Genomic DNA, 12595 nt, shown 5'->3' on the forward strand with positions numbered 1-12595 from the left:
CGTGATGCGACGCTCAACCCGCAGGAAGTGCCCGTGCCTGATGCCCCATCCCCTGATCGCCCCACCCAACCGGGGGAAGCGCCCGCTGCGCTGAAGCGCCATTGGCAGGTGGCCGGGCAGGTTGCTCCGGATGCGGTCTGGACCCCTCTGACCGGCGGGCGCACCAACCCGATCTGGCGCATTGACGGCAGCATGGGCCCGCTGGTCTGCAAGCTGTTTCTGCCAGAGGCCGCCACACCGCTTTTTGCCAATGACCCGGCGGCCGAATGGGCTGCGCTGCGCGCCCTGGCAGGGACGGCCATCGCGCCGGAACCTGTGGCCTCGTCGCGCACCGCGTTGGGCGACAGCCTGCTCTATCGCCATGTGCCCGGGCGCCCTTGGAAAACCGACCCGCCCGCTGTCGCGGGCCTGCTGCGTCGGCTGCACGACACTGGACCACCGCGGGCACTCCCGCGGGCCTTGCCGGATGCAACAGGGCTGGCCGAACAGGGGCGCGCAATGCTCGCCCAGATTGGTACTCCGGGCGCCTTGCCGCTGCCCCCGGCCCCCGAAGCGGCCCTGCAAGGGGCGGCCTTTCTACATGGCGATCCGATCCCCGGAAATCTTCTGCAAGCCGGGGGGCGGCTCACCCTGATCGATTGGCAATGTCCGGCGATCGGCGATCCCTGCCTGGACCTGGCTTTGTTCCTGTCGCCGGCGATGCAACAGGTAAACGGCAATGTGCCGTTCTCGCCGGAACAGCAAGTGGCTTTCCTGGAGGCCTATGGCGATACCGGGGTCACGCGCCGCTACCGCGCTCTGGCGCCTCTGTTTCACTGGCGCATGGCAGCCTATTGCCTGTGGAAGGCGCAGCACGGTGACGCGGCCTATGCGCAGGCCATGCCGCTGGAACTGGCCGCTTCAGAGCAGGGTTGAGATCCACACCGCCGCCAGGGACAACCCGCCGCCCAGGGCAACATAGCCCATGGCGCGCAACGGGCGTGCCCGGTCGTGGTCCGGCGCCGGGGTGGATTGCGCGATCAGCGCTGCCTCGGCCAGGGCGGGAAGGCGCGGGCCGAACCGGGCCAGCACACGCGCGGTCTTGGCCAGATCCGCCAGCAGCGCCTTCGGCCCGATCGAATTTGTGATGTAGCTTTCCACCACGGGCTTGGCGACCTGCCAGATGTTGATATGCGGATTGAGCGACCGCGCGACCCCTTCGACAACCACCATCGTGCGTTGCAACAAGATCAGCTCGGTTCGGGTTTCCATGCCGAATTTTTCTGTCACTTCAAACAGGTAATTCAGAAGTCGCCCCATGGAAATCTGCGTCGCGTCCATGCCGAAAATCGGTTCACCAACGGCGCGGAGCGCGCGTGCAAATTCCTCGACGTCGCGGTCGGCGGGCACGTAGCCGGCTTCGAAATGCACCTCTGCCACGCGGGTGTAGTCGCGCATGATGAACCCATAGAGGATTTCCGCATAGACCCGGCGCGTATATTCGTCGATCCGCCCCATGATGCCGAAATCCAGCGCGATGATGTCGCCGTTCGGAGCAAATTTCAGGTTGCCCTGATGCATGTCGCCGTGAAACAGCCCGTCACGCAGGGCGTGGGACAGGAACAGTTGCAGAACCCGTTCGCCCAGCCGGTCCATATCCAGGCCCGAGGTGCGGATGTCTTCCAGCTTGTTGGCCGGGATGCCTTCGCCCCAGCCCAGTGTCATCACTGTCTTGCCGGAATGACCCCAACGCACACGGGGCACGACAAAGCCCTCGTCGTTTTGCGTGTTTTCGGCAAATTCGCTGGCCGAGGCGCTTTCCAGCCGCAGGTCAAGTTCCCCCATGACCACGCTTTCAAAATGCGCGACCACTTCCTGTGGGCGCAACCGGCGGGTCTGGGGCAACAGGAATTCGATCACGGCAGCAGAGAAATGGAACGCGTCCAGATCGGTGCGAAAGGCGCGTTCGATCTTCGGGCGCAGCACTTTCACCGCCACTTCGGAGCCATCCACGGCCAGGCGCGCGCGGTGAACCTGGGCGATGGAGGCGGCGGCGACGGGCTCGGAAAACTCGGTGAACATCTCGTCCACCGGGCGGCCCAGCTCCTCCTCGATCATCTTGCGCGCCACTTCGGTGGGGAAGGGCGGCAGCTTGTCCTGCAGGTATTGCAACTGATCGGCCAGTTCGGCCCCGACCACGTCGGGGCGGGTCGACAGGATCTGGCCGAACTTGATGTAGGCGGGGCCCAGCGCTGTAATGGCGCGGGTCACGGGGGGCAGGTCCGGGTCGCCCTTCTTGCCGAGCCAGGCGAAGGGAAAGCCGATCACGCGGGCGGCCAGGCGCAGCTGCGGCGGCGCGTCCAGAGCGTCCAGCACCACGCCCATGGCGCCGGTGCGCTGAAAGGTGGCGCCGGTGCGGATCAGGCGCCAGATATTGAGCGGACCCTTCATCTCAGATCTTCCAGCCAGAATGCAGCGCGGCGATGCCCATTGACAGGTTGCGGTATTTCACATTCTCGAACCCGGCGGTGCGGATCATCTGGGCGAAGGTCTCCTGGTCGGGGAATTTTCGAATGCTTTCAACCAGGTACTGATAGCTGTCCGCGTCATTCGCGATCAGTTTGCCCATCTTCGGAATGACGTTGAAGGAATAGAGGTCATAAAGCTTCTGCATGCCGTCCACCGGCAGCTGGCTGAATTCCAGTACCATCAGGCGCCCGCCGGGGCGCAGGATGCGGTAGGCCTCGGACAGCGCATCGGGGATGCGGGTCACGTTGCGAATGCCGAAGCTGATCGTGTAAACGTCGAAGCTGTTGTCTTCGAACGGCAGCGCCATGGCGTCGCCGACCACCCAGTCGAGCTTGTCCGCCTTCTGCCCCGCCTCAGCGCGCTGACGGCCCTCGACCAGCATGCTTTCTGTCATGTCCAGAACCACTGCCGACGCTTCCGGCGCGCGGGTCAGGAAGCGAAACGAGACATCGCCGGTGCCGCCTGCCACATCCAGCAGCCGCTGCCCGGCACGCGGGGCCAACCAATCCATCATCGCGTCTTTCCAGACCCGGTGGATTCCGACCGACATGACGTCGTTCATGATGTCGTATTTCGAGGCAACATTGGTGAACACACCATGCACCTTGCCCGCCTTTTCCGACTCGGGCACGGTCTGGAACCCGAAATGGGTGGTTTTCTGGTTGTCGGTCACGGAGGTGCCCTCTTGGAATGCGTGTTGGCAGGGGTATATCTGTTTCGGTGCCTGTGCAAAACAGCATTCTTGTCGCGCCGACCTGCCCTTAGTCCGGCACCGCGAAAGCCAGTACGCGGCTGATTACGGCGTGGCTTTCGCCGCTTTCCTCGGCCCAGGTGTTGAACGCTTCCTGTGCGGCCATTTGCGCCTTTTTCGACGAGGCTGCCCCGTCGATCACCCCCGCCAGGTTCAGCGCGGCGGTGACGGATTTCGACAGGATGAAATTGTCATAGCCCAGCGAGCGCAGGGCATAAGGTCCAGTCATGCCGCCCAGCCGCGCGCCGCGTTTCTTCAAGAGCGCAAACAGTCCCACCGTGTCCTCGTGCGGCCAGTTGCCCAGGTATCCCGCCGCTGAGCCGTGTTCGCGGGCGAGGTCGGATAGGAAGATGGCGTTGTCGCGTACCGACAGTATCTTGCCAGCATGGCGCACGATCCCGGTATCGTGCAGGTGCGCGTCGAGGTCTTCGTCGGACATGAAGGCATTGCGCCCGACGTCGAAGCCGTGAAAGGCGGTCTCGAACCCCGGCCATTTGGCCTCGATCACTTTCCAGCTGAACCCGGCCTGGAATACGCCACGGGCAAAGGCGGCCAGCACGCGATCGTCGCTCTGGTCGCGCAGGGACACCTTGGGCGGTTCCGGCATATGGGCGGCCAGATAATCCTCGCCCTTGCGGGCTACGGCCAGGTCACGCAGTTCGGCAAAGCTTTTCATGGGGCCTCCTTCTTCAATCGATCGATCAGCCGCGCCCGCGCCTCGGGCAGTGGCTTGTCATGCAGGCTATGTGCCAGGCGGGTGACAAGGAAGTGGCCGGTGGTCGCAAGCCCCTGCAAAACGCCCGCCGGGTCGCCGGTTCCGATGCCCAGCAGCTCGGCGGGCAGAGGCAGCAGCCGGTCGGCCCATTCGCCAGCACCTTCCGCGCTGACCGCCCGGCCGGATTTCGGCGAGACATAGGCCAGATCCTCGCGGGTGCCGGTAACGGCGCATTCGGACAGATCGAGCCCAAAGCCCAGCTCCTCCAGCAATGCCAGCTCCCATTTCAGATAGGCCAGCGGCCAGGCGTCGTTGGTGGACAGCAGGTCCAGCATCGCCTGGGTGCGCTCATAGAGCACCGGATGGGGCTCGCGTTCGGGCAGGGCAAAGACCAGGAGCGCGCAGATCGCGTTCAGGCCGGCCAGCGCGGTGCGGTCCGACAGGACGGCGGCCCGGCTTTTCACCGGTTCGACGGTAAAGCTGCCGATATGTTCCTCAAGCCGTGCGCGCCAGGCCACGTCCAGTTGCGCACCCGGTTGCAGGATTGGTGCTATCTTGCGGGAAACACCGCCCCGCACAACGCCCGCATGGCGGCCATGTTCGGCCGTGAAGACCTCGATGATCGCCGATGTCTCGCCATGTTTGCGAACGCTCAAAAGCGCGCCCTGATCCCGCCAGTCCATGAGGCTACTGTGCCTGCCTTACGGCCAAGGTCAATCGCTGAGTCCGGGTTCATCCAGCAGGTGGCGGCCAGCGCGGTCTTCGACTTCGATCACCCAGAGGTCCGGGTCAAAGCCGCGCTGCCGGGCCAGGGCCGCGTCGACACCCCGTTCTTCGCCTTCCGACAGCACCACCCAGGCGCGCTCCCCGCTCATCAGGTCGAAGCTGCGCTGGTAGGCGGTGGCATTGCCGTCGAGCGTGTTCAGCTTGACCAGCACAGTGCCTGCGGTCAGGTCGCCCTTTTTGACCACGAAGGCCGGAATGTCCTGCAACCGCAGGCGGGTCAGATAGGCCGAGACCCAGACATCCGCGGTTAGTCGCGTCACTGGTTCCCGTCCCGGAAGTCCAGGCCCATTTCCGAATAACGTTCTTTCTCTTCCAGCCAGTTCGGCCGGACCTTGACCTGCAGGAACAGGTGGATCTTGCGGCCCAGGAATTCCTCCAACTCGGCGCGGGCAGATTGCGAGACCGCCTTGATCGTTTCGCCTTTCTTGCCCAACACGATGCCCTTGTGGCCGTCGCGCATGACATAGACGATCTGGTCAACCCGGGCGGACCCGTCCTTGCGCTCCTCCCAGTTTTCGGTCTCGACAGTCAGCTGATAAGGCAGCTCCTGGTGCAGGCGCAGGGTCAGCTTCTCGCGCGTCATCTCGGCGGCGATCATGCGCAGGGGCAGGTCGGCGATCTGGTCCTCGGGATAGAGCCAGGGGCCTTCCGGCATGCGCGCGGCCAGCCACTTGCGCAGGTCGCCCACGCCGTGGCCCTTCTCGGCCGAAATCATGAAAGTCTCGACGAAATTGAAGCGCTCGTTCATGTCCTTGGACAGGGCCAGCAACTGCTCGGCCTGGACCCGGTCGATCTTGTTGATGGCCAGCGCGACCTGACGTCCGCGCCCGATCTCCTCCAGCCCCTCGAGAATGCGTTTCACCCCGTCCGTGACGCCGCGATGCGCCTCGATCAGCAGGACGATGATATCGGCATCCGCCGCGCCCCCCCAGGCGGCGGCAACCATGGCGCGGTCCAGACGGCGGCGTGGCCGGAACAGGCCGGGCGTGTCGACAAAGACGATCTGGCTGTCGCCTTCCAGCGCCACGCCGCGAATACGGGCGCGGGTGGTCTGCACCTTGTGAGTGACGATCGAGACTTTCGCCCCGACCATGTGATTGGTCAGGGTCGATTTGCCCGCATTGGGCTCTCCGATCAGGGCGACGAAACCGGCGCGTTGGGTCATGGCATGTCCTTTGTTGCGGCTTCGGGGTGTAGCGCATTCCGAGGGCAGGGGCCAGAGCTTCGCGACAAGCGCTGCCTTGTCGCCCCGCCGGGGCGAGCGCTGCAAGGATCAGCCCTTGATCTCTGCCAGAAGGGCCGAGGCGGCCGCCTGTTCGGCGGCCCGTTTCGACGGCGCCGTGGCGGTGGCGTTGCGCCCGTTCTCAAGCCGCACTTCGATGGTAAAGACCGGCGCGTGGTCCGGGCCTTCACGTGACAGTTCGACATAGGCGGGCGGCGGCAGCTTGCGTGCCTGGGCCCATTCCTGAAGCGAGGTCTTGGCGTCGCGCGCATCCGCCTCGACATTTCGGATCCGGTCGCCCCAGAGCCGGAGGATCACCGCCTGCGCCGCCTCGAAGCCCGCATCGAGGTAGATCGCGGCAATCACCGCCTCCATTGCGTCGCCCAGCAGGGCCAGCTTTCGCCGCCCGCCGGTCTTCATTTCGGACCGGCCAAGTTTCAACACCGCGCCCACATCGACCTGGCGCGCCACGTCGGCGCAGGTTTCCTTGCGCACCAGCGCGTTGTAGCGCGGCGCCAGGGTGCCCTCGGGCGCATCCGGATCGTCGGCCAGCAGCTTTTCGGCCATCACCAGGCCCAGCACCCGGTCGCCCAGGAACTCCAGCCGCTGGTTGTCGGGCCGGGTGGCCGAGCTGATCGACCCGTGCGTCAGCGCACGGATCAGCAGTTCGGGCCGCGCGAAACTATGGCCCAACCGGTCCTCGAAGGACTTGAGGTCGGCCGACAGTTTCACTCGATTGCCTCGAAGAAACGGTCCTTGCGCCAGGTCCAGAAATAGACCAGCCGCTTGCCGGCGGAAGAGAAGATCACGCGATCGGCCCGGCCCAGCAGGTATTCGGCGGGCACCATGCCGACGCCGCCGGCCTGTGCTACGACCCGGCTGTCGGTCGAGTTGTCGCGGTTGTCCCCCATGAAGAAATAGTTCCCCTCGGGCACGGTAAAGACGCGGGTGTTGTCGGTGCCGTTGCGGTTGGTGGCATTCAGCACCACGTGTTCAACACCGCCCGGCAGGGTTTCGATGAAGCGTTCCTTATCGCAGCTGCCGCCCTGGCCGACCGGATCGTTGATGCAGCGCGGCATGGTGCCGAACCGGCCCTGAAGCGCCTTGGTTTCGGTAAAGGTGCCGGCGGGCACCTGCGGCGCGGCTTCGCCATTGATGTACAGGATCCCGTTCTTCATCTGGATCTTGTCACCCGGCAGGCCGATCAGGCGCTTGATATAGTCCGTGCCCAGCACCGGGTGGCGGAACACGACCACATCGCCGCGTTCGGGTTCCGAGCCGAAGATCCGACCCGAGATCGGGCACATCGAGAAGGGACAGGAATAGCGCGAATAGCCATATGCCATCTTGTTCACGAACAGGAAATCGCCGATCAGGAGCGTATCCTTCATCGACCCGGTGGGGATCCAGAACGGTTGGAAGAAGAGCGTGCGGAAGATGCCCGCGATGATGAGCGCCCAGAAGATTGTCTTCACATTCTCCCAGAGGCCGTCCTCTTTCTTCTCTGCCATGATCTGTCCTGCCTGTTGCTATGACTTTTGGGCTGTCGGAGGCTATGTGGGCGGATGGGGGCCGCAAGTCAACCCGAAGTCGGGGGGATCGGCCGGGCCTCGATCACCACAAAGGCCTGGGCCCAGGGGTGGTCGTCGGTCAGGGTGACGTGAAGGATCGCTTGGTGTCCCGGCGGGGTCATCTCGTCCAGCCGTTCGGCGGCCCATCCGGTGACTTCCATCACGGGCTGACCGGTCCTCATGTTCGACACCGCCATGTCGCGCCAGGAGATGCCCATGGCCAGGCCTGTGCCGAGGGCCTTGGAGCAGGCTTCCTTGGCGGCCCAGCGCTTGGCCAGCGTACCGGCCTCGTCCTTGCGGCGCCTGGCCTTGGCCAGTTCGGTGTCGGTAAAGACGCGGTGGCGGAACCGGTCGCCGAACCGCTCCAGCGTGCCTGCGATACGGTCGATATTCGCAAGATCGGTGCCGATGCCCAGGATCATCTCAGACCTCGACCACGACAGTGCCCAGTTTCCGCCCGGCCTCGACCGTGGCATGGGCGGCGGCGGTGTCGGCCAGACTGCCGCCGGGCACGACCGCGTGCGAGAGCTTGCCGGCCGACAGCCATTCGGTCAGCTGCGCCTCGCCGCGCGCATGGGTTTGGGGGTCGAGCTGGTAGACGATCAGCATCTGCAGCGTTACGTTGAGAAACATGAACGGATAGAAGGCCAGCTCCGGCGCCATCTGGCTGGCAGAGGCATAGGAGGCAATGGTGCCGCCCGGTTTGATCAGCGCCAGCGAGGCCGCCTGATTGGCGGCGAAATCGACTTCGACGATCCGGTCGACGCCCGCGCCATCCGTCATGTCACGCACAGCCTCGGCCACGTCCTGTTCCCGATAGTTTACCCACTCTTCGGTGCCGCTATGTGCGGCTTTCCTGGCAGAAGAAACGGTGGTGATCACCCGGGCGCCACCCAGCGCGGCCATCTGGCAGGCATAACGCCCGACCGTGCCCGCGCCGCCGGTGATCAGCACGGTTTTGCCTGCGATTGGCCCGTCACGATAGAGCGCGTACCAGGCGGTCATTGCGGGGATGCCGAAACAGGCGGCTTCGGCGAAAGACGTTCCATCGGGCAGGGGCACGGCCTGATGGGCGGGCAGGGCGACAAATTCGGCGGCGGTGCCGAAGGCGCGCTGCCAGCAGGCATTCCAGAGCCAGACTTTTTGGCCGATCCGCGCGGGATCCACGCCCTCACCCACTGCTTCGATCACGCCCGCGCCGTCCGAATGGGGCACGATCCGCGGATAAGCCATGGTTGCACCGGGCCGTGCACCTGCGCGCAGTTTCACGTCCGAAGGGTTGATGCCCGAGGCCCGAATGCGCACCAGAACTTCACCCGGTGTCGGATCAGGTGTGGGCAAGTCGCCGTGGACCAGCACCTTGTCGGCGGGGCCGAAGCCCTCATACCAGACCGCCTTCATGTCCGCGCCTCGTCCATCACGCGGCGCATTTCGGCAATGGCCGGGGTCAACCCGCGAAAGATCGCCTCGCCGATAAGGAAATGGCCGATGTTCAGCTCCATCACCTCGGGGAAGGCCGCGATCGGGGCGACCGTGTCATAGGTCAGCCCGTGACCGGCATGCACCTCCAGCCCCAGCGAATGGGCATAGGCGGACATGTCGCGCAGGCGTTCCAGCTCCGCGTCGCGTTCCTCGAACCGGCCCTCGGCGTGGAGGTCACAATAGGCGCCGGTGTGCAGTTCGACCACCTCGGCGCGGATGCGCGCGGCAGCCTCGATCTGGGCACGGTCGGCGGCGATGAAGATCGACACCCGGCAGCCCGCGTCGCGCAGCGGTTTGATGAAATGGGCCAGGCGATTTTCCTGACGCGCCACTTCCAATCCGCCCTCGGTGGTCAGTTCCTCGCGCTTTTCCGGCACGATGCAGACCGCATGTGGCTTGTGGCGCAGTGCGATGGCCTGCATTTCTTCCGTGGCGGCCATCTCGAAATTCAGCGGCACGGTGAGCGCCTCCATCAGCGCGTCGATATCCGCGTCGGCGATGTGGCGGCGGTCTTCGCGCAGGTGGGCCGTGATACCGTCGGCGCCGGCTTGTTCAGCCAGTCTGGCAGCCCGCACCGGGTCCGGATAGGCCGAACCACGCGCGTTGCGCACGGTGGCCACGTGGTCGATGTTCACCCCCAGCCGCAGCTTGCCAAGATATCCGGTCATCGCGCGTTCCTTTCGCCTTGTCCTCGGCGAATCCATAACGCCTTTATTCGGCCGCGTCAGCCTCTGCGCGCGCGGCCATGCGCTTTTCATACCGCGCCCGCAGCTTCTTGATGCGGCGGCGCTGGTAGGCGTGGATTACCGGGCGCGACAGCCCATAGGCTATCATGCCCGCGCCCAGACCCGGCAGCAGCCCGCCGACCAGGTAGGGCATGAATACCCGGCGGAAGAAATGGTGCAGCTCGCCCCAGTCGGCGATTTCGTCGGTAAACATCGCACGGGTGTTGAACCACAGATCCCCCAGGGCGCCACCGAAGGCGTCGATGATCTGCGGCAGGTGCATGTCGATCGGCAGGCCCATGAAACGTGCACCCAGGCTGATCGACAGTTCGGCGATCAGCGGAAAAGTCAGAGGGTTGCCGAAGAAGGTCGCCAGGATCGAGGCCAGGATATTTCCCCGGATCAGGAAAGCGATGATGGCAGCGGTCAGAAAATGCAGCCCGAAGAGCGGGGTAAAGCAGACAAAGACCCCGGCGGCGATCCCGCGCGAGATCCGGTGCGGCGGATCGGGCAGACGCCTGAGCCGGTGGATCACATATCCGGCCGCACGATACCAGCCACCGCGCGGATAGAAGAACTCCGCGGTGATCCTGAGATAGCTACGTGGGTTGCGCTTGAACAAGCCTGACCCCATTGGTCTGGACCTTGCGGCCGGTTACGGTTTTCGGTCGAGGTCCCGGTGGCGCCGCAGGGCGGCCACGTCGCTGTCGGCCTCAAGAGTCAGCATAACAGCATGTAGATGTTCCAGGTCTCGTAAATCGACATCGACAATCAGGCGGTAAAAATCCGGTTTGCGGTCCAGGAACCTCAGGTCCGAGATATTGGCCTTCTGCTCGCCAATCAATGTGCAAATCCGCCCAAGCACCCCTGCATCATTCGCGATGGTGGTTTCCAGGCTGACCGTGTGCACCGCAGGGTGGCGGCCCGAATGCCACTGGATATCGACCCAGCGGTTGCTGTCGTCCTCCAGTTCGGCCAGCGCCTTGCAGTCGATGGTGTGCACCATCACGCCCTTGCCGCGATAGGTGATGCCGACGATGCGCTCGCCCGGCACCGGCTGACAGCAATCCGCCCGGGTAAAGGCCTGGCCGGGTTGCAGGCCGACCACGGCGGCGTCCACGTCGATCTCGTCGCCGACCGAATGCAGTTCCGGATAGACGGTGGCGATGACCTCGACGCCGGTCAACTCGGCGCTGCCAAGGCGGGCCAGGACCTCGCTCGCGTCTTTCAGGCGCAGTTGCCTGGCGGCGGTTTCCAGCACCCGGTCAGTGACCCGGCGTCCGACATGTTCGAAGGCCACGCGGGCCAGTTCCCGGCCCAGGCGGATGAAACGGTCGCGGTCCTCTTCGCGAAGACGGCGGCGGATCGCGGCCTTGGCGCGTCCGGTAACAACGATGTCGATCCAGGTGGCCTGAGGGCTCTGGCCCTCGGCGGTCATGATCTCGACCGACTGGCCGTTCTTGATCCGGGTCCAGAGCGGCACGCGAATGCCATCCACCTTGGCGCCGACGCAGCTGTCGCCGATTTTGGTATGGATCGCATAGGCAAAATCCAGCGGCGTCGCGCCGCGCGGCAGCTTTACCACCTCGCCCTTGGGGGTGAAGCAGAAGACCTGGTCCGAATACATTTCGAGCTTCACGTGTTCGAGGAACTCGTCGTGGTCATCGGCGGTCTCGAACCGTTCGGTCAGCGCGGCGATCCACTTGGCCGGATCGACCGCGAAGGGGTTTTCGGATCTCACCCCATCCTTGTAGGACCAATGCGCCGCCACGCCGGTTTCGGCCACGTCATGCATGGCGCGGGTGCGGATCTGCACTTCGACCCGTTTGCCGTCGCGGCCCGATACCGTGGTGTGGATCGACCGGTAGCCGTTCGATTTCGGCTGGCTGATGTAATCCTTGAAGCGGCCCGGCACCGCACGCCAGCGCTGGTGGATGACCCCCAGGGCACGGTAGCAGGCGCCCTCGTGCTCGGTAATGATGCGAAAGCCGTAGATGTCCGAGAGGCGCGAGAAGCTCTGCTCCTTTTCCTCCATCTTGCGCCAGATCGAATAGGGTTTCTTGGCGCGCCCCAGCACGGTGGCGTCAATCCCGGCCCTGGCCAGTTCGGTGCGAATGTCGCCGGTGATCTTCTGGATCACGTCGCCAGTCTGTTTCTGCAGGCTCAGGAAGCGGCGCATGATCGACTTGCGCCCGTCCGGGTTCAGCACCGAAAAGGCCAGGTCCTCAAGCTCTTCGCGCATCCAGTGCATACCCATGCGTCCGGCCAGCGGGGCATAGATATCCATGGTCTCGCGTGCCTTGATGACCTGCTTTTCCGGCCGCATGGCCTTGATCGTGCGCATGTTGTGCAGACGGTCGGCAAGCTTGACCAGGATCACCCGCAGATCCTTGGACATGGCCATGAAGAGCTTGCGGAAGTTTTCCGCCTGCTTGGTCTCGGACGAGGACAGCTGCAGATTGGTCAGCTTGGTAACACCATCGACCAGCCCGGCAATTTCCGCGCCGAATTTCTCGACCACCTCGCCGTAGGTCGATCCGGTGTCCTCGATCGTGTCATGCAACAGGGCGGTGATGATCGTGGCATCGTCCAGCTGCATATCGGCCAGGATCTGCGCCACTTCGAACGGGTGGGTAAAATAGGGGTCGCCCGAATGGCGATACTGGCCGAAATGCATCAGGCCGCCATATTCGAAGGCGGCCCGGATCAGGTCCGAATTGGAGTTCGGGTTGTAAGTGGCGATGAGCTTGATCAGCCCGTCGATATCGAGATGCTCAAGCTCGTCTTTCCAGCTCGCCACCCGCGACGCTCCCCACTCGCAGAGGTGTTCAGCCC

14 protein-coding genes are annotated in these 12595 nt (G+C 64.4%); 1 reads left to right on the plus strand and 13 read right to left on the minus strand.

The genetic code is table 11. The annotated features are described in order from the left end of the window. Positions 1–33: 33 nt before the first annotated feature. Positions 34–915, plus strand: a complete 882-nt coding sequence (locus Q1V43_RS06990) for a phosphotransferase (RefSeq protein WP_300515744.1) — start codon at positions 34–36, stop codon at positions 913–915. Here Q1V43_RS06990 and ubiB read toward each other — a convergent pair. The 13 genes from ubiB to Q1V43_RS07055 all read right to left on the minus strand — a co-directional run bounded on the left by ubiB (position 901) and on the right by Q1V43_RS07055 (position 12560). Continuing rightward, on the minus strand, positions 901–2430 hold the full coding sequence (gene ubiB, locus Q1V43_RS06995; RefSeq protein ID WP_300515747.1) for a 2-polyprenylphenol 6-hydroxylase: 1530 nt from the start codon (positions 2428–2430) through the stop codon (positions 901–903). The genes Q1V43_RS06990 and ubiB overlap by 15 nt on opposite strands. Before the next feature lies 1 nt (position 2431). Then, positions 2432–3181: a bifunctional demethylmenaquinone methyltransferase/2-methoxy-6-polyprenyl-1,4-benzoquinol methylase UbiE gene (ubiE, locus tag Q1V43_RS07000; protein WP_300515750.1), complete on the minus strand. Its 750-nt coding sequence runs from the start codon at positions 3179–3181 to the stop codon at positions 2432–2434. 88 nt (positions 3182–3269) lie between these two features. Beyond that, positions 3270–3935, minus strand: coding sequence for a DNA-3-methyladenine glycosylase I (locus Q1V43_RS07005; RefSeq protein WP_300515753.1), 666 nt, complete (start codon positions 3933–3935; stop codon positions 3270–3272). Then, a complete protein-coding gene (recO, locus tag Q1V43_RS07010) occupies positions 3932–4657 on the minus strand; it encodes a DNA repair protein RecO (protein ID WP_300515755.1) in 726 nt (241 codons plus the stop codon). The genes Q1V43_RS07005 and recO overlap by 4 nt, the downstream gene beginning before the upstream one ends. A gap of 30 nt (positions 4658–4687) precedes the next feature. After that, positions 4688–5020 carry a DUF1491 family protein gene (locus Q1V43_RS07015; RefSeq protein WP_300515757.1) on the minus strand — a complete coding sequence of 111 codons (333 nt, stop codon included), beginning with the start codon at positions 5018–5020 and terminating at the stop codon, positions 4688–4690. Beyond that, the gene (gene era / locus Q1V43_RS07020) at positions 5017–5925 is read right to left on the minus strand and encodes a GTPase Era (RefSeq protein ID WP_300515760.1); all 909 of its coding nucleotides are present in this window, start codon (positions 5923–5925) and stop codon (positions 5017–5019) included. Before era ends, Q1V43_RS07015 begins: the two co-directional genes overlap by 4 nt. A 108-nt stretch (positions 5926–6033) precedes the next feature. Next, on the minus strand, positions 6034–6714 hold the full coding sequence (rnc, locus tag Q1V43_RS07025) for a ribonuclease III (RefSeq protein WP_300515763.1): 681 nt from the start codon (positions 6712–6714) through the stop codon (positions 6034–6036). Continuing rightward, the gene (gene lepB, locus Q1V43_RS07030) at positions 6711–7493 is read right to left on the minus strand and encodes a signal peptidase I (RefSeq protein ID WP_300515766.1); all 783 of its coding nucleotides are present in this window, start codon (positions 7491–7493) and stop codon (positions 6711–6713) included. Before lepB ends, rnc begins: the two co-directional genes overlap by 4 nt. 68 nt (positions 7494–7561) lie before the next feature. Then, complete coding sequence (gene acpS / locus Q1V43_RS07035) at positions 7562–7975, minus strand: holo-ACP synthase (protein WP_300515769.1); 414 nt, start codon at positions 7973–7975, stop codon at positions 7562–7564. 1 nt (position 7976) lies between these two features. Continuing rightward, positions 7977–8954: an NADPH:quinone reductase gene (locus Q1V43_RS07040; RefSeq protein ID WP_300515772.1), complete on the minus strand. Its 978-nt coding sequence runs from the start codon at positions 8952–8954 to the stop codon at positions 7977–7979. Next, positions 8951–9703 (minus strand): pyridoxine 5'-phosphate synthase, encoded by a 753-nt coding sequence (locus Q1V43_RS07045; protein WP_300515775.1) that lies wholly within the window; start codon positions 9701–9703, stop codon positions 8951–8953. Before Q1V43_RS07045 ends, Q1V43_RS07040 begins: the two co-directional genes overlap by 4 nt. 43 nt (positions 9704–9746) lie before the next feature. Then, on the minus strand, positions 9747–10382 hold the full coding sequence (locus Q1V43_RS07050; protein WP_300515777.1) for a DUF2062 domain-containing protein: 636 nt from the start codon (positions 10380–10382) through the stop codon (positions 9747–9749). A 33-nt stretch (positions 10383–10415) separates the two neighbouring features. After that, entirely contained in the window at positions 10416–12560 is a 2145-nt protein-coding gene (locus Q1V43_RS07055) for a bifunctional (p)ppGpp synthetase/guanosine-3',5'-bis(diphosphate) 3'-pyrophosphohydrolase (protein WP_300515779.1), read from the minus strand. Positions 12561–12595: the final 35 nt, after the last annotated feature.

This window comes from Aliiroseovarius sp. (assembly GCF_030148435.1).
In the GTDB taxonomy this organism is placed as follows: Bacteria; Pseudomonadota; Alphaproteobacteria; order Rhodobacterales; family Rhodobacteraceae; genus JASBTN01.